Annotated in this window: 12 protein-coding genes; 4 read left to right on the top strand and 8 right to left on the bottom strand. The window is 59.6% G+C overall.

What is annotated here, in order from left to right; all coding sequences use genetic code 11:
- Positions 1-4 precede the first annotated feature (4 nt).
- The 3 genes from KVG95_RS19210 (at position 5) to KVG95_RS19200 (ending at position 1452) form a co-directional block, all read left to right on the top strand.
- Positions 5-580, top strand: coding sequence for an NAD(P)H-dependent oxidoreductase (locus tag KVG95_RS19210; RefSeq protein WP_217857553.1), 576 nt, complete (start codon positions 5-7; stop codon positions 578-580).
- 48 nt (positions 581-628) lie between these two features.
- Positions 629-1000, top strand: coding sequence for a MerR family transcriptional regulator (locus tag KVG95_RS19205; RefSeq protein ID WP_217857552.1), 372 nt, complete (start codon positions 629-631; stop codon positions 998-1000).
- A 107-nt stretch (positions 1001-1107) separates the two neighbouring features.
- Positions 1108-1452: a cupin domain-containing protein gene (locus KVG95_RS19200; RefSeq protein WP_024781087.1), complete on the top strand. Its 345-nt coding sequence runs from the start codon at positions 1108-1110 to the stop codon at positions 1450-1452.
- A gap of 253 nt (positions 1453-1705) precedes the next feature.
- Here KVG95_RS19200 and mmsB read toward each other — a convergent pair whose 3' ends face one another.
- Together mmsB and KVG95_RS19190 are read right to left on the bottom strand one after the other, a co-directional pair.
- Positions 1706-2593, bottom strand: coding sequence for a 3-hydroxyisobutyrate dehydrogenase (gene mmsB / locus KVG95_RS19195; protein WP_217857551.1), 888 nt, complete (start codon positions 2591-2593; stop codon positions 1706-1708).
- Positions 2594-2603: 10 nt separating this feature from the next.
- Complete coding sequence (locus tag KVG95_RS19190) at positions 2604-4121, bottom strand: CoA-acylating methylmalonate-semialdehyde dehydrogenase (protein WP_217857550.1); 1518 nt, start codon at positions 4119-4121, stop codon at positions 2604-2606.
- Positions 4122-4283: 162 nt separating this feature from the next.
- On the opposite strand from KVG95_RS19190, the gene KVG95_RS19185 reads away from it, so the two are divergent.
- Complete coding sequence (locus tag KVG95_RS19185; protein WP_217857549.1) at positions 4284-5231, top strand: LysR family transcriptional regulator; 948 nt, start codon at positions 4284-4286, stop codon at positions 5229-5231.
- Here the strand turns inward: KVG95_RS19185 and yfiB are convergent.
- From yfiB to recC, 6 genes are all read right to left on the bottom strand, one after another.
- The gene (gene yfiB, locus KVG95_RS19180; protein WP_217857548.1) at positions 5228-5731 is read right to left on the bottom strand and encodes an outer membrane lipoprotein YfiB; all 504 of its coding nucleotides are present in this window, start codon (positions 5729-5731) and stop codon (positions 5228-5230) included. The genes KVG95_RS19185 and yfiB overlap by 4 nt on opposite strands.
- 5 nt (positions 5732-5736) lie before the next feature.
- Positions 5737-7005: a diguanylate cyclase DgcN/YfiN gene (dgcN, locus tag KVG95_RS19175; protein ID WP_217857547.1), complete on the bottom strand. Its 1269-nt coding sequence runs from the start codon at positions 7003-7005 to the stop codon at positions 5737-5739.
- Positions 7002-7577, bottom strand: coding sequence for a regulatory sequestration protein YfiR (gene yfiR, locus KVG95_RS19170; protein ID WP_123719096.1), 576 nt, complete (start codon positions 7575-7577; stop codon positions 7002-7004). The genes dgcN and yfiR overlap by 4 nt, the downstream gene beginning before the upstream one ends.
- A gap of 116 nt (positions 7578-7693) precedes the next feature.
- Positions 7694-9802 (bottom strand): exodeoxyribonuclease V subunit alpha, encoded by a 2109-nt coding sequence (gene recD, locus KVG95_RS19165; protein ID WP_217857546.1) that lies wholly within the window; start codon positions 9800-9802, stop codon positions 7694-7696.
- Entirely contained in the window at positions 9799-13488 is a 3690-nt protein-coding gene (gene recB, locus KVG95_RS19160) for an exodeoxyribonuclease V subunit beta (protein ID WP_217857545.1), read from the bottom strand. Before recB ends, recD begins: the two co-directional genes overlap by 4 nt.
- Complete coding sequence (gene recC / locus KVG95_RS19155) at positions 13485-16937, bottom strand: exodeoxyribonuclease V subunit gamma (protein ID WP_217857544.1); 3453 nt, start codon at positions 16935-16937, stop codon at positions 13485-13487. Before recC ends, recB begins: the two co-directional genes overlap by 4 nt.
- Positions 16938-17044: the final 107 nt, after the last annotated feature.

The raw sequence follows: 17044 nt of genomic DNA, 5'->3' as shown, positions 1-17044 counted from the left end.
TACGATGAGCAAACGAATACTGGTGATTCTCGGTCATCCTTCGAGCAACAGTTTTTGCGGCGCACTTGCCGAACGCTACGCACAATCGGCGTTGCGTGCTGGGCATGAGGTGCGCCAGTTGTTTCTAGGAAGAATGGACTTCGACCCGGTGCTGCGCGAAGGCTATCAACAGGTGCAGCCGCTGGAAGCCGACTTGCGCCGTGCTCAGGCAGACATTTTGTGGGCCGAACACCTGACCCTGGTCTACCCGATCTGGTGGGGCGGCGTACCGGCCTTGCTCAAGGGATTTCTTGATCGGGTGTTGCTTCCGGGCTTCGCCTTCAAGTATCGCGAAGGCAAAGCCTTTCCCGACAAATTGCTGCATGGCCGCAGTGCGCATCTGCTCGTGACCATGGACACGCCACCCTGGTACTACCGCTGGATCTACCGCATGCCCGGCCTGCATCAGATGCGCAAAACCACCTTGGCGTTTTGCGGCATCGAACCCCAGCGCACGCTCACCTTCGGGCCGGTCCTGGGGTCCAGCGCCGGTCAGCGCGAAACCTGGCTGCTGCAAGCCCAGGCTATCGCCAGCCGATGAGTCTGCCGATAATGGGGCTGGCTTACCCTCGGCAAAAAAGGACTTTTCATGTACATCGGCCAAGCCGCGCATCGCTCGGGCACGACGATCAAGAGTATTCGCCATTACGAGTCGATCGGCTTGCTGCCTGCCGCTCGGCGGCAAGGGAAATACCGTGTCTATGATCAGCAAAGCGTCGACCTGCTGATCTTCATCAAGTGCGCTCAACACTTAGGTTTCAGGCTCAAGGAGTTGCAGGCGATTTTTACTGGACATCAAGGCCTGGCGATGCCTTGGTCATTGGCGCAGCAAGCCATCGATGCCAAGAAGTGCGAAATCAGCGAGAGGATTGCCGCACTCACGCATCAACACGAGCAATTGGTCGAGTTTGAAGCCAGCCTCACACAGGCCAAAGCCGATTGCCCGCTGGAAAGTCTTTGAGAGTCTGCGCGTTTCTGGACAGCTCAATGTCGAATACAGACAACTGAACGGTGTATGGGCGCTATAGGGTGCGACTTCAGTTCTTGAACCCACTGCCCGGAGTCATCATGACCGCACCGATTACCGTCCTTCGCGACACTCACCCGCTGCCCGTACTCGACGCCTGCAAATGGGAAAAACTCGAAGGCGACCCGCACACCGTCAACCTCAACGCGTACACCAGCGAAGATGGCAGCAAGATCATGGGCACCTGGATCTGCACGCCGGGCAAGTGGTACGTGGAATACGTGAAGTGGGAATACTGCCATTTCCAGGAAGGCTACTGTATCATCACCCCGGAAGGCATGGAGCCGATCCACCTGCGCGCCGGTGACATTTTCGTCATCGAGCCAGGCATGAAAGGCACGTGGGAAGTGGTTGAGACCGTGCGTAAGTATTTCGTGTTTGCCTGATGCAAAAAACCGAGAGACCACCCGACGTGGTCTCTCGGCAAATATTGGAATACGCAGAACCCGTGGCGAGGGGGCTTGCCCCCGTTCGGCGGCGAAGCCGTCGTCAAACCTGCCGACGCGGTATGACTGAAAGAATGCAGGAGGGAGCGCTACGCACTCCAACGGGGGCAAGCCCCCTCGCCACAGGCAAGCCTCCTCTACACAGGCAAGCCCTCTCACCACAGACAAGCCCACCAGCCCCAATCCCGTCCCATTATTGGGGCTTGCGATAGCTATTGATGATCGCCGAGAAGTCCTTACCCCCTTCCCCACGCTGACTCATCGCCTGATACAACTGTTGCGCCACCGCGCCGAGCACCACCGGTTGGTGCGCCTGACGTGCCGCCTCAGTGGCCAGCCCCAGATCCTTGAGCATCAGTTCGGCACCGAAACCGCCGGTATACCCGCGCGAGGCCGGCGCCGTTTCGACGATACCCGGCCACGGGTTGTACATCTCCGAACTCCAGCAACGCCCGGTGGAACTGTTGATGATCCCCGCGAGCACCGTCGTGTCGATCCCCAGCGCATCGCCCAAGGCCATGGCCTCGCTGACGCCGACCATGGAAATCGCCAGCAGCAGGTTATTGCAGATTTTGGCGATTTGCCCGGTGCCGACTTCGCCACAGTGGACGATGTTACGGCCCATCTGCGCCAGCACCGGTTGCAGGGTCGCGAACAGCTCAGGTGTGGCGCCGACCATGAAAGTCAGCGTCCCGGCCGCTGCACCGCCAGTACCGCCGGAGACCGGTGCATCAGCCATCGTCACGCCTTGTTTGGCAGCCGCTGCGGCAACATCGCGCGCCGTCTGCGGATCGATGGTGCTGCAATCCACTGCGGGCACGCCCTTGGCGATCCCCGCCAGCACGCCGTCTTCGCCCAGCCAGACGCTGCGCACATGCACAGCGGCTGGCAGCATGGTGATCACCAGCTCTGCCTCTTGAGCCGCTTCACGTGCCGAAGCGCTGATGCTGCCGCCCAGTTGCTCGAGCTCTGCCAGCACAGCTTTGTTCAGGTCGACCAGGCGCAGTGAATGGCCGGCCTTGATCAGGTTGCGCGCCATTGGGGCGCCCATGTTGCCGAGACCGATAAACGCGATTTTCATGTCCGGCTCCTTAACGCAAGTGGATGGTGGTGTTCACACCGTCGTTGACGCTGTCGTCGTCGAACCAGCGTGCAGTGACGGTCTTGGTTTGAGTGTAGAACTGCACCACTTGCTTGCCATACGGACCGAGGTCGCCGAGCTTCGAACCACGGGAACCGGTGAAGCTGAAGAACGGCACCGGTACGGGAATCGGGATGTTGATGCCGACCTGACCGACGTCGATTTCCGTCTGGAATTTACGCGCCGCCGCACCGCTTTGAGTGAACAAACCCGTGCCATTGCCAAATGGGTTGGCGTTGACCAGAGCGATGGCCTCATCGAGGGTGTTAACTTCCAGCACCACCAGCACAGGGCCGAAGATTTCCTGGGTGTAGATCTGCATATCGGGTTTCACACCGGAGAACAGGGTCGGGCCGACAAAGTTGCCTTTTTCGAAGCCAGGAACGGTAACGTCGCGACCATCCAGCTCAAGCTTGGCACCTTCCTTGATGCCGCTTTCGATCAGATCGAGAATCCGTGCCTTGGCACGTTTGGAAATCACCGGACCAACATCAGTGCCCGGCTCGCTGCCGGCATTCACTTTAAGTTTCTGTGCCAGTGCTTTCAGGTCTGGCAGCCATTGCTTGGCCGCGCCCACCAGCACCACCACGGACGTGGCCATGCAGCGTTGCCCGGCGGCACCGAAACCAGCCCCCACCAGCGCATTGAGCGCTTGTACGCGATTGGCATCCGGCAGCACCACGGCGTGGTTCTTGGCGCCCATCATCGATTGCACACGCTTGCCGTGTTTGCCGGCCAGGTCGTAGACGTGAGTACCGACTGCGGTCGAACCGACGAACGAAACAGCCTTGATGTCCTTGTGGGTGCAAAGCGCATCCACCACATCCTTGCCGCCATGAACGACGTTGAGCACACCCGGCGGAATGCCGGCTTCGATGGCCAGTTCCACCAGCAGCATGGTCGACATCGGGTCCTGCTCGGACGGCTTGAGCACGAAGGTGTTGCCGCAGGCGATCGCCATCGGGAACATCCACAGTGGAATCATCGCCGGGAAGTTGAACGGGGTAATGCCGGCACAGACGCCGATTGGCTGACGCAGGGTGTAGGTGTCGACCCCGCCAGCGACGTTCTCGGCGAACTCGCCCATTTGCAGGCTGCCAATGGAGCAAGCGTGTTCGACCACTTCCAGGCCGCGGAAGATATCGCCTTCAGCGTCGGCAATGGTTTTGCCCTGCTCGTTGCTGAGCACCACGGCAATACGCTTGGAGTGTTCACGAATCAACGCCTGAAGCTTGAGCATGATGCGCATCCGCGCGCCGATCGGCGTCAGCTTCCAGGTCTGGAAGGCGCGATGGGCGGCGCTGATGGCAGCATCGACTTCGGCGGCTGTGGCGAATGGGACTTTAGCCAACACTTGCTGGGTCGCCGGGTTGACGATGTCGTGCCATTCGGTGGTCTGGGATTCGACCCACTCGCCATCGATCAACAATTTGACCTTTTGCACGGTGGTTTCTAGCGATGCGTTCATGTTGGTCTCCGGGACGTTGTTCTTATTAAGAGAGCGATCTTTGGAGCCAAGGCGAGAAAGTCGCCTTGAGATGAGGCGTGTGTCGCGAATTGGTTGTCGGACTGTTTTTGGAGTATAGATGTGCAAACTTCTAATAAGAACGCACATAAAAGCCGGTCCATCATGCAAAAAAACATCACGTCTTTAGGCTCGTTGAATTGGGATGACCTCAAGTTTTTCCTTGAGGTTGCCCGCACTCGCAAGGCCAGCACCGCGGCCAAGCGCCTGGCGGTGGATTACACCACCGTGTCGCGACGCATCAGTTCGCTGGAAGCTTCATTGGGCACGTTGCTGTTCGAAAAGTCCCGGACCAGCGGTTTCGTCCTGACTGCCGAAGGCCAGCGGCTGCTGGGTTACGCCGAGTCGATCGAAAGCACTCTGCACATGGCCTGCGAACAGGTTTCGGGCTCAGGCGTGGCGTTGTCCGGGCATGTGCGCATGGGCTGCACCGAAGGGTTCGGCAGCTTTTTCATCACCCCGCAGCTGAGCCATTTCGTAGACGCCTACCCGGCGATCTCGGTGGACATCCTGCCGCTGCCGCACTTCATCAGCCTGTCCAAGCGCGAGGCAGACATCGTCATCGCGCTGGAGCGGCCGGAGCACGGCCCGTATGTCTGCTGCAAACTCTGCGATTACAAATTGCAGCTGTATGCGACCCAGGACTATCTGGACAAGCACCCACCGATCCGTCGCCCGGCAGACTTGGGCAAGCATCAATTCATCAGTTATGTGGACGATCTGGCGTTCAGCTCGGAGCTGCTGTACCTGGCGAATGTGTTGCCCGGTGCCAGTGCCAATCTGCGCAGCACTAGTGTGATTGCGCAGTTCGTGGCGGCGCAGCAGGGACGGTCATTGGCGATTCTGCCGTGTTTCCTGGCAGCTCAGGACCCGCGATTGCTGCCGGTGTTGCCGCAAGAGATCACCATTACCCGACAGTTCTGGATGTACTGCCGGGAGGACCTGCGCAAGCTCAAGCGGATCACGTTGTTGTGGGATTACATCCGTGGTGTCACCGAGCAGAATCAAGGGCTGTTGATGGGGGAAAGTCGGGAGATGTTGTTCGCCGATTAATCCGTGCTGACCACGATCGACACCCGACGGTTCTCGGTGCGGCCGACCACGGAGTCGTTGGAGGCGACGGGCTTGCTGCTGCCCAGGCCGCGCAGTTGGATGTTTTCTTCTTTTATACCGGCAGCAGCTAACACCTTGCCGACGCTTTTCGCGCGACGCTGGGAAAGCTGTTCGTTATAGGACTCTGTGCCCGAGGAGTCGGTGTGGCCGTCGATTCTTACGCGCTCGATTTCCACACTCAATAGCGCCTTGGCAATGCGCTCGACAATCTCGGTACTGGCGGGGTTGAGACTCTCGACATCACTGCCGAACAAAACTTTGCCTGACAGATCATAGGCCCAGCCATCATCCGTCATTTCGAAACCTTGCTGCTTGAGCACGGCGATTTGCGCCGGGGTCAGGCCTTTTTGCGGCGCCGTCTGGCAACCGGTCAATGTCAGCAAGGTCAGCAACAGGGTGATCGTGAAAAGGCGTAACGAACGTTGATTGAAGGTGAACACAGGCATTAACTCCTGGTTTGAACATGGACGACAGGGAGCTCCGCCCCTGCCGTTTGCTGTGCGCCTCGGGAAAGGCGTTTGGCCTGGTACATCGCGGCGTCGGCAGCATCGAGCAACTCACCCGGTGTGACCCCATGATCGGGGTACACCGCGATGCCAATACTGAGTGAAGTCAACACTTGGGTACTGCCCGGCAACTGGATGGGTATTTCCATGCTGGCGATGATTTTGTCAGCAATCCGTTCGGCGTCTTCGGCCTTGTGCAGCGGTGTGAGCAGGATTGCAAACTCGTCGCCGCCCAGACGCGCGACCAGGTCCTCTTCACGCAGTTGTGCACGAACCCGGGTTGCCACGGCGACCAGCACCGCATCGCCAGCAGCGTGGCCGAAGTTATCGTTGATCTCCTTGAACCGGTCACTGTCGAGAAACAGCACAGCCACTCGCTCATCGAGCTTGCCGGCATTGCGCAAGGCACGCATAAGGCGGCCTTCGAAAAACGCTCGATTCGGCAGTCCGGTAAGGCTGTCATGGCTGGCTTGGTGGGCCAGGGTTTCGTTTTCGCTTTGCAGGTGGGTCTGCCAGGATTCGAGTTCATCGAGCAAGGCATTGAAGTCATTGCCCAGGTTGTCGAGTTCGGCAATGTCGGCGGGCGGTACGCGCTGGTCAAAGGCTCGCTCGCTGCGGGCGGCGTGAGCCACAGTAGCCAGGCTACGCAAAGGGCCGGTGATCCCCCGCAATTGCCGCCGCGCCAGATAAAGCGCAACCCAGGCACTGATGGCGGTACACAAGACGATTCCCACCAGCCCGCTGAGCAAAAAACTCATCAGGCTGCCACCGTGCCCGACCAGCAGGATACTGCCGATTTCCTGACCTTGATGGACAATCGGCATGCTGATGGGCTTTTCCAGAATCACCCGGGCGATCTGCATTTCAAGATCCGACAACAATCCCGTTTCCGGTCTCTGCCAACGTGCGAGCAACTCGCCTTGCTCGTCCATCACCTGTGCATCGGCCACTTCTTCGGTGGACGCGATCAACGCCAGCGCTTCGGTGGCGGCGGCCTTATCGTCGAACACCACCGCGGCTTCCACGGTGTAGTTGATCGAGCGGGCGATCAGATGCAGGTTGTGATCGGCATAAACCCGCAAGGCCAGAACACCCAGCAGGGTCAACGAAACACTGGCCATGGCCACGGCCACCAAGGCGACGATCAAATGTCCACGGCCGATAACCGAACCCAGGGTCGGGCGTGTACGAGATTTGAATAGATTCATGGTGCCGCCGGCTTGCGGCGCGACAGTTGCAGCACGCTAGGATGAATGCGCACACCGCTGCGGGCGACCGAGTCGAGGTTGACCTCGAAGGACACTTGTTCATCGCCGACCCGCAAACAGAACAGACTGCCGACAGTACACTGATCGCCGCCTTCGCTGATGCTCACCACCGGGCGTCCTGTCAGCGAGGCGAATAATCGACTGCGTTCGTCGCTCGTCAGCTTGCCGATGTACACCGCATCGCATTCCCCGGCAATCGCCGGGTTGTCGGCCAAAAGCCTTCGCACAGTGACAGGCCGACCAGTGGCCTGGGTAGTGCCCTTGACCAGGTCGTCGGTGTACTCGGTAGGGCCGACTATGCACAGACGCAACTGTTGAGGCTCAACAGGCCACCGGGCGTAACTGAGGATCCCGAGCACCACCTGAGTGACCGATCTGGCACGCTGGTCGGCCTTGCTCTCAACGGTTTCCGGCTGAGCGAAGGCAACGCCCGTCAACAAACAGAGAAGGCCGGCAAGCAGCACTTGCTTGCAGCCAACAACGCGCTCTGTCGCCCAGACAGCCACCTTCATGCAGGGATTCTCTTCGATCACAACGAAATGATGCCGCAACGATAGCACAGCACCGAAACACCAGCGAGGCCACGCACCACGGCACTTCGGACAGATTCCGTCGTCTGCTCATCTTTTCAGTGACCCTGCTCAATTCCCTCTTCCAGCTCCAGCATCAACCCGCTCAAGCGCTTGACCTTGCGCCGCACGGCCTCTTCGAATACGCCGGTGCGAGGCTCAATCAGGGTGAACCAGTGTTTGGCCCGGGTAATCCCGGTATAGATCAGTTCCTTGGTGAGCACAGGGTTCAGGGCGTCCGGCAGAATCAACGCCGTATGGGCAAATTCCGAGCCTTGGGATTTGTGTACGGTCATGGCGTACACGGTGTCGACATCGTTCAGTCGACTTGGCAGGACGAAGCGCACACCGCCCTGACCATCGTTGCGCGGGAAGGCCACACGCAGCACTTGCCGTCCAGCCTCAGGCCCCTCACGTTCCGGCAGCTTGAGGGCAATGCCAATATCGCCGTTCATCAAACCCAGGCCATAGTCGTTGCGGGTCATCAGCACGGGCCGACCTTCGTACCATTGGTGGTCGCTATCGATCAGCCGAGCCTTGAGCAGCGCGTCGGTCACTCGCTGATTCAAGCTTTCCACACCCCAAGGCCCTTTGCGTACCGCGCACAATAGCTGGAAGGAGTCGAAAGCTTGCAACACCACACGAGCCCAATCGGTCCAGCACGGATCGTCGATCGAGCTGCCGAGCGATGGCCGCTGACTGCGCAAAAGACTCAGGTAATGTCGATAACCTTGTGGCCCCTCGCTATGGCCTTCGAGCAACAACCGCTCCAGCGCCCGGTCCTGCTCACCCTTGAGGGGCAGGGAAAATACGTCGTCATGGCTTCCTGCCGCCAATAACTTGCGGGCTTCCTCGGGTTGCTGCTGGTTGACCCAACGGGCCAACTGACCAATGCCGCTGCCCTCGCCGAAGCGCCGTGAGTGACGCAGCATCACGACTTGCTGAGCCAGGGGATGCGTTCCGTTGATATCTTCATGCAAACCGCTGCTACGCAGGTTTTCACCGCTGACTGCCTCCAGCCACTGGCGTGTCTGCGGGCTGTACCAACCAGCTTCGGCATCGCGGCACAGATCGCCCAGGACGGCACCGGCCTCTACCGACGCCAGTTGATCCTTGTCACCAAGCAGCACTAGACGGGCATGGGCCGGCAATGCGTCGAGCAGATTGGCCATCATTTCCAGGTCGATCATCGAGGCTTCGTCCACCACCAATACATCCAGCGGCAAGCGATTGCCGGCGTGGTGCCGGAAATGCCGGGTGCCGGGACGACTGCCGAGCAAACGGTGCACGGTGGTTACATCCGACGGGATCTTCTCCCGCACTGTTTCAGCAACTTCCAGGGTTTGAACCTGTTGGCTGATGGATTCGGTCAATCGTGCGGCAGCTTTGCCAGTGGGTGCAGCAAGACGAATGCGCAGCGGTTTGCCGGCCTCCACCGCGGGCGCCTGGAGCAATGCCAGCAAGCGCACGACCGTGGTGGTTTTACCGGTTCCCGGGCCACCGGTGACGATGCTGAATGCGCCACGGGTAGCCAGGGCACAGGCGAGCTTCTGCCAGTCGATCACTTCATCAGGCCTGGCTGGACCGAACAGGCCGGTCAGGCGCTGGGGCAAATCATTCGGTGTGGTTTCGTGTGCCGACAGACGCTGACGCAGGGCATTGTCAATGCGCCGTTCGTAAGCCCAGTAGCGACGCAAGTACAGGCGTTTACCCGACAGCACCAACGGCCGATGCTGCGCGGCCTCACGTCCGTCGACGGCCAGCGCCACCAGACGACTGCACGCCAGCACCTTGCACCAATGAGCACCCTCCAGCGCCTCAAGCAATTGCGACGGCAGCAACATCGCGCCACTTTGCAGATCACCTTCCGGCGGCAGCGACAGCGCGAAGTCCGGCTCTTTCAGCGTTTCGAACAGGTCCAGGCAAACATGGCCGTGACCCAACTGGTGACTGGTCAACGCCGCAGCCAGCAGCACCAATGGATCATCGTCGGGGGCGAGTTCGTGGAGAAAGGCCACGAAGGCCTTGTCCAGCGCCCGCAGCCAACCGCGCTCGACCCAGCGCGTGAGCAGCAGCAACAAGTCATCTGCGCGACTCAAGGGGGCCAGGTTCGCCAGACTTTCGGCCGCTAATGGCGTGGGCAGCAGATCGGCGAAGGTGCGACTCATAGCAGTACTCCCTGTTCCCAGGCGGGTTCGGCCTTGGGCTCTGGCTTACCCTGGAACAACCGGTCCAGACGCTCGATCAGCTCCCGTGGCGGACGGGCGAAATACACACCCTGGCTGGCCGCGCGAGTACCGCGAAGGAACAGGTACAACGCCCCACCAACATGCCGGTCGTAATCGTAATCGACCAGCCGCGCCTTGAGCTGGCGATGCAGGGCGAGCAGGTACAACACATATTGCAGGTCGTAACGGTTATCGAGAATCGACTGCTCCATGGCCTGCCCGGTATAGGCCGCGTCATCGACGCCCAGCCAGTTGGATTTGTAGTCGGCGACGTAATAACGACCGTCGTGCTCGAACGTCAGGTCGATGAAGCCTTTGAACATGCCATTGAGCAGCACCGGTTCGGCAGCCACCCTGGCCACGCCGTTGTGGGTGTATTGGCGCACCAGTTCATCGAGTTTGAGCACATCGACTTTGTGACTGGCGAACCAGAACTCCATCTCGACCCGGTATTGGGTCAGTTGCTCGAACACCACTGGTGCCTGCCCGCCGCCGATGTGCAGCGGAGATTTGAGCAAGTGCTGTAGCCAGTCACTCAACGTCGTGATCCAGCCTTCCCAGCCACGTCGGTTGCAGCGGCGAGCGATGGCGTCTTCCACAGCTTTTGGTGCAGCGGCAAAACCTTCGTCACCGGCCCACTCGAGCAATCCATGGAGAAAAGTGCCGGGGTTCGGCCCGCGAGGGAATCGATGGATATCAGCGCCACCGGCAATCACTTCTCGCGGCGCTTGCGGATCAAGACGCTCGTCGTCAAAAAGCTTTTGCGCTTGCGGACTCTCCGGGGCTTCGTCACTGCCCACGCTCAAACTGTCACCGATACGCAAGGCGCTGTAGGAGGCGATCCACCAGTTTTCGCTGGCCTTGCGCTTGGGTATCAGCGGCGCAAGCAAGGTCGCTTCATTGCACGGCGGATGGTAGTGCTCAGCGCTCGCTTCAGGCATTTCACCGTAGTTCAGCGCCGGGCAGTCCTGCTGCAAATCTTCCAGCCAACGCCGTAACCCTGCCGACTCGGCCAATGGCGCACCACCGCCCAGCAGATAACCCAATGCTGAAAGGTGCAACGTCGAGCCGTTGTTATTGCCGCGCTTGAGGTCCGTCACACCGAGCCAGCAGGCATGTTGTGCCCGGGTCAGGGCGACATAGAGCAGCCGAAGATCCTCGGCCAAGCGCTCATCATCGGCCTGGGCAACCAACTCCGGCGTCGGCTTCAAGCTCACTTGAGCCTTGCCCATCGCGTCGTGGTAATACAACGGCAAACGGCTGCCATCCACCGGTTTTGCCGAGCAAATGAACGGCAGAAACACCAACGGATATTCAAGCCCTTTGGATTTGTGAATGGTCACAACCTTGACCAGTTGCTCGTCGCTTTCCAGGCGCAGGATCTGTTCTTCGCCAGCCTGACCGGACAATGCCAGATGCTCGGACAAATGACGGATCAGTGCTTGCTCGCCATCAAGCTCGGCGGCGGCCTGCTGTAGCAGCTCGGACAGGTGCAGCAAGTTGGTCAGCACCCGCTCGCCATCGTTGCGCGCGATCAACGCCTGGGGCAGTCGGAAGTCGTGCAGCAAACGTCGCAACATTGGCAGCACGCCCTGCTTGCGCCAGAGCTCGCGATAACCGCGGAACTGCATGACACGTGCTTCCCAAGCCAGCTCATCCTGATTCAGCCGTTCCAATTCAGACAGCGAAAGGTTCAGCGTGATGCAGGCCAGCGCGGCACGGAGGGGGCGCTCGACATCCGGCTCGGCACATGCCTTGAGCCAGGTCAGCAGGTCATGGGCCTCTTGTGCGGCAAACACGGAGTCCTTGTCTGACAGATAAACACTGCGCACACCGCGGGCCGAAAGTTCGCCACGCACGGCCTGGGCCTCTTTGCCATCGCGCACCAGAATTGCGATATCCGATGGCAGCAGACCTTTGAAGTCCTTACCGTCCTGGATGAAGCCCGCACGGTCTTGCTGGCCACTATTGAGCAGCGCGGTGATTTCACTGGCGCAGGCAGCGGCCAATTTTTGTCGATATACCGCGCCAGACAGTGGCTGATCGGCGGACAGGTGCCAGATGTTCAGGGCTGGTACAACCTGACCATCAATCTGCAGGAGTTCTTTGCGCCCCTGGGATTCGACGGGCAGGAACGGTACCGGGTTCTCGCCATTCTTCTCACGAAACAGGAATGCTCCGCGCCCCTGCTCACGAGATTCAGCGCGCTCAAACACATGGTTCACCGCACTGACCATGCCATGACTGGAACGGAAGTTGGTGCCCAGGGTATGCAGGCGGCCAGTGGTGGCCTGGCGGGCGCGCAGGTAGGTATAGATGTCGGCCCCGCGGAAGGCATAGATCGCCTGCTTCGGGTCGCCGATCAGAAACAGACCGGTTTCAGGATTGTTGTCTTCGATGCGATAAATGCTCTCGAAGATTCGATACTGCACCGGGTCGGTGTCCTGGAATTCGTCGATCAACGCGACCGGAAATTGCTCGCGAATCAGTGTTGCCAGGCGCTCACCGCCTTCGGACTGCAAAGCCGCATCGAGGCGCAGCAGCATGTCATCGAAGCCCATTTCCGCGCGGCGACGCTTTTCCTCCTCGAACCGTGCACCGACCCAGTGAGCAGCGTGTTGCAGCACGGCGGCATCGGGGGTCGGCAAACTATCGAGACTGGTCTTGAGACCGGGCATTGCGTCGAGACCGGGATGACGGGGAGCTTCACCCTTCCAGGCTTCAGCCATGCCATCGGGGGTCAGGCGAGTGAAGCCGGTGCCAATATCCAACTGCTCGAGAGATTCGTCTTCGGCCCAGGCCCGGAGCTTTTCAAACCAGGGTTCAAAGTAGCGCGGCTGCATCTTGCGGCCATCGACGCTTTTGCTCGCGACGCCCTGGTGACAGATGGCAAGCAACTCATCCGCCCATTGGCGCCAGGGCATCTTGAGTTCGAGCAAAGCGGCACGTCGCTCCTGCAGGCACTCGGCAATCAACTCGGCAGGCTCTTTACCTTCAACGCTGTCACGCTCGCTGGCGAACAACCCTCGCACTCGTGGCAGCAACGCCGCAGGGCCGCCCCAATTGCCGCGAACCCAGTTCAACGCATCGCCTTGCATTGGATAGCAGAACAGTCGCCAGTAGTCGCGCAGGACTTCGCCGAGCAAATCGCTGTGATCGGTTTCCAGGGTCTGGGTGAACAGGCTGCCACTGTCGAACGCATGTTCGCGCAACATGCGCTGGCACCAACTGTGGATGGTCGATACCGCCGCTTCATCCATCCACTGGGCGGCGACGTCCAGGCGGTTTGCACAGCCGGACCACTGTTCGGGGAGGTACTGTTCGCGCAACTCGGCAATGAGGCCATCCGGAGGCGGTGTCTCATCGCGGAAAAACCGTGCGGCTTCAGCCAACCGAGAGCGAATACGTTCGCGCAGCTCTTTGGTCGCGGCATCGGTGAAGGTCACCACGAGGATTTGCGGCGGCAGCAATTCACGGCCAAAACCACTCGATTCGCCGCCGTGGCCAAGGACCAGACGCAAGTACAGCGCAGAAATAGTGAAGGTCTTGCCGGTTCCGGCGCTGGCCTCGATCAGCTGGCTGCCACGTAGCGGGAATGCCAGGGCCAGCGGTGTTTTCGTGGTCATGAGCGCGCCTCCTCGCTGGTCGATGAACGCCAGGAGGCCTCAAACAGCGGCCGATACAAAGCGCTGCACCAATCGGGGAAGGTCTCGTCGGCAATCAGCGCATCGTAATCGGCAAATTGCCGAGCGAGCGCAGGGCTTTCGCGGCGCTCGCCGTCAGTGGTCTGGCCGTCGCCTTCATAGGCCTTGCGGGCAGCGGCGTCAGCTTTGCTCGGGTCGGTTTGAGCGAGCCAGGCGAAGGCTGTTTTTACTGCAATCGGCAGCGGCTGGCGCATGCCCGTTTGCCAGGCCAACAACAGATCGCCCAGAATCCGGGATGCTGTCGCCTCCTCCATCGGACCGAGCAGCAAACTGTCGTCGCTGGCCACCAACGCAGTTGCCATCGGCATGCCGCTGGCACAGGCCACCAGGTGATTGACCCAAGGTCGCGTGAGGCGATGCCATTTGCGGGCCTTGATCGAACCGATGCTGTTGGGAATCGTAGTAACCGACAACAACCCGCCATCTGCGCGTTGATGCAGGCCACTGAGCCAGCCCTCCAGATGCAATCCTTGTAGTTCCAGACTCACCGGTAACGCGCTGGTGAGCGGGGTCGGCCATAACGCCAGAAGTTGCTGATAGCGCAGCAGCAGATCCGGCAGCGGCTCGATCAACTCTCGCTGAAGACATTCACCAAAACCGGCCATGGGCAAAAGCCCGCTGTTTTGCAGGCGTTTTGCCTGCGCCTCCAGTACCTGATCGGTTTGGTCCAATTGCCCCAGTGCCGCTTCGAGCAAGCTATCGCTGAGGCTGTAGCGTTGCAGCGCATCGAGTACGAATGGCTCTTCATCTGCCAAAGGCACTTCGGCAGCCTCGAAGAACACTTTGAGCCGCTGACTGAAGAAATGTCGTACCGGGTTGCGCAGAAAATCCTGCAGCTGACCCAGGCTCAGTGGTTCGTCCTGGACGTAGGGTTCAAGCACTTCGATATCAGTCGCCAGATCACTGGCTTGATGAAGAACCTGCCACTCGCTGGCGTAGCTGAATAGATCATCGCCCTCATGAAAGTAGCGATGGCTGAAAGGTTGCAGCGGATGTTCCTGAGTCATGGACTCAAGCAGGTCATCATTGTCATCGTGCAGTCGCCAGCCGCTGCCGAGATGGTCACGCAACTGCCCTATCAACACCGACGCAGGGCGCTCGCTGTTGTCCCGAATACTGCGGCCGACCCAGCTGATATAGAGTTGGTCGCGCGCGGACAACAATGCTTCCAGCAACAGATAGCGATCATCCTCGCGTCGGGAACGATCGCCGGGACGGTAGTCACTGCCCATCAGGTCGAAATCCAGCGGCGGCTGCGCGCGAGGGTAATCACCGTCATTCATGCCAAGCAGGCAGACCAGTTTGAAGGGGATCGCTCGCATGGGCATCAAGGTACAAAAGTTAACGGCCCCGGCGAGGAAACGCTGAGACAGGCGACCTTGGTCGAGACCCGCCAGCCAGGCTTCCCGGACGACGGTAAGAGGTAACTCGTCTTGCAAACCTACGGATTCGCAGGTTTCAAGCCAGGTCTCGCGAAGCTCTTCGAGTTGGGCCAACAAATAGTCGTCATGCTCGTTGCTGGCCAGGAAGAATAGCTGCACCAAAGCTTGCAACCGCGAGCCCCATTGTTTGGGCGCTGCAGGTTGAGTGAGTTCCTGGTGGGCAATTTCCAGTGCATCCAGCAGTGCGACCAAAGGACCTATGAGCGCGGCATCCAGACCACCGATTTCATCGTAGGGTTCGATACCCTCACAGGCACTGGCGCTGCCCACGGCATAACCCAGCAGCATCCGTCGCAGACCGAAACGCCAACTGTTTTGCTCCAGCTCTTCAGGCAGGCCCAGACCCGCGCGCTGCTCGGCGTTCATCCCCCAGCGGATACCTGCGCCTTCAATCCAGCGATGCAAGGTAGGCAGGTCACGCTCCTCTACGCCAAACCGAGCGCGTAATGCCGGAACGTCCAACAGATCTAGGATTTCGCTGACGGGGAAGCGACTGTCGGGCAGCTTGAGCAGATGCTCGACAGCGATCAATAGCGGATCCCGGCCGCGCTGGCCTTGATCCGCAAGCGTGAAAGGAATGAAGCGCGGATCAAAGCGATCAAGCTGGCCAAAGACAGCACGGATGTGCGGGGCATAACTGTCGATGTCCGGGACCATCACGATCACATCGCGAGGCCTCAGGTCTGGGTCAGCACTGAATCGTGCGAGCAACTGATCGTGGAGTATCTCCACTTCGCGTTGAGCGCTATGGGCGATGTGAAAACGGATCGATTCGTCCTTTTTCATATCGACAGCAGGCCAACGCTCTCGAGTTTCATTCAGGGGACGCAATTCCAGGATGTCGTCCTGCAATTGATTAAGCATGTTCTGTGGCTGGTTTTCGCTGAAAAGGTCGATACGTCCGTCTCGAAATGCCGAGCGATAGCTATTAGGATCGTCGTAGCTGTCGAGCAGATTGATGTAGTCCCGCCCCTGCTTACCCCACGCTGCCAGTAGCGGGTGGGCATGCTGATGGAGCGTTTGCGAGTCGAGAACAATCGGCATGCCGCTCTTGCGAGCCTGACGCTTGTACTGATGTCGCAACAGATCTTTATCGGCGACGATGTCTGCCCAATGGTGACGACATGGGTTGTGTACGCACAGCAAGACCTGGCTGAATCGAGCAAGCCCGGCAAGCGCTTCCAAGGCTTGAGCAGGTAGTGAAGAAATCCCGAAAACGATCACCCGTGACGGCAATCCGCTGGGCGCTACGTCAAGACTATTGATGCGCTCGATAAAGCGTTGGTGAACGCCTGCGCGGCTTTGCGCCATGCCTTGTTCACCGACGTCCAGCAACAGCGCACGCCACAGCTCCGCCTGCCAGCAGTTGGCCGGGGTCAGGGCTTTGGCTTCGCCTCTGCCATTTCGTAGCTGATGGCGGCCTTCTGCCCAGTCTTCGAGCCAGTCGGCACGGTAAACCTGATATTGGTCAAACAGGTCTGCCAGTCGCTCCGCCAATTGATAGCGTTTACGTAAGTCGGTGTCATTGGTAAGAAAGCGCTGCAGGGGTTCGAAGTGCGGTTGGTTAATCAACTGTGGTAGCAGACGCATCAGACGCCAGGTCAGCGGGGCTTTATCGAGCAGGGATTTGACCGGGATTTCGTCACGTCCCAGTACCATGCGATAGAGCTGCCACATGAAGCTGCCCGGTAACTGCACGTCGATGGCGGCGGCGATTCCGCAGCCGCCCATGTCGTCATCTTCGGGGTCTTCGGCCAGTGCCAGCTTCAGCCATTGGGCGATGCCGTTACTCTGTACCAGAGCGATTTCATTTTCCAAGGGAGCCAATGGGTAGCGCCGCATCCAGCTGACCACCAGGCTGCGCAACTCGTCCAGGCGGTTGCCGTGAACCACCATAAAACCAGCACTGAGGGACGTAGCGTCCGGCATAAAGGCTTCCTTGGGAAAATACAAAAGCTAGGGCCGAACCTTAGCACTGTCGGCAGACTGTGGCAGCCGGGAACGATCCGATGATGCTGTACGAACTTTCCTGCGGG

Source organism: Pseudomonas farris, assembly GCF_019145235.1.
In the GTDB taxonomy this organism is placed as follows: domain Bacteria; phylum Pseudomonadota; class Gammaproteobacteria; order Pseudomonadales; family Pseudomonadaceae; genus Aquipseudomonas; species Aquipseudomonas farris.
The sequence above is the reverse complement of the archived record's forward strand: the minus strand, read 5'-3'. Positions and strand labels throughout refer to the sequence as shown.

Bases quoted from the DNA above. Each gene is read 5' to 3' on its own strand.
- KVG95_RS19210 (WP_217857553.1), top strand. From the start codon at position 5: ATGAGCAAACGAATACTGGTGATTCTCGGTCATCCTTCGAGCAACAGT.
- KVG95_RS19205 (WP_217857552.1), top strand. From the start codon at position 629: ATGTACATCGGCCAAGCCGCGCATCGCTCGGGCACGACGATCAAGAGT.
- KVG95_RS19200 (WP_024781087.1), top strand. From the start codon at position 1,108: ATGACCGCACCGATTACCGTCCTTCGCGACACTCACCCGCTGCCCGTA.
- mmsB (WP_217857551.1), bottom strand. From the start codon at position 2,593: ATGAAAATCGCGTTTATCGGTCTCGGCAACATGGGCGCCCCAATGGCG.
- KVG95_RS19190 (WP_217857550.1), bottom strand. From the start codon at position 4,121: ATGAACGCATCGCTAGAAACCACCGTGCAAAAGGTCAAATTGTTGATC.
- KVG95_RS19185 (WP_217857549.1), top strand. From the start codon at position 4,284: ATGCAAAAAAACATCACGTCTTTAGGCTCGTTGAATTGGGATGACCTC.
- dgcN (WP_217857547.1), bottom strand. From the start codon at position 7,005: ATGAATCTATTCAAATCTCGTACACGCCCGACCCTGGGTTCGGTTATC.
- yfiR (WP_123719096.1), bottom strand. From the start codon at position 7,577: ATGAAGGTGGCTGTCTGGGCGACAGAGCGCGTTGTTGGCTGCAAGCAA.
- recD (WP_217857546.1), bottom strand. From the start codon at position 9,802: ATGAGTCGCACCTTCGCCGATCTGCTGCCCACGCCATTAGCGGCCGAA.
- recB (WP_217857545.1), bottom strand. From the start codon at position 13,488: ATGACCACGAAAACACCGCTGGCCCTGGCATTCCCGCTACGTGGCAGC.
- recC (WP_217857544.1), bottom strand. From the start codon at position 16,937: ATGCCGGACGCTACGTCCCTCAGTGCTGGTTTTATGGTGGTTCACGGC.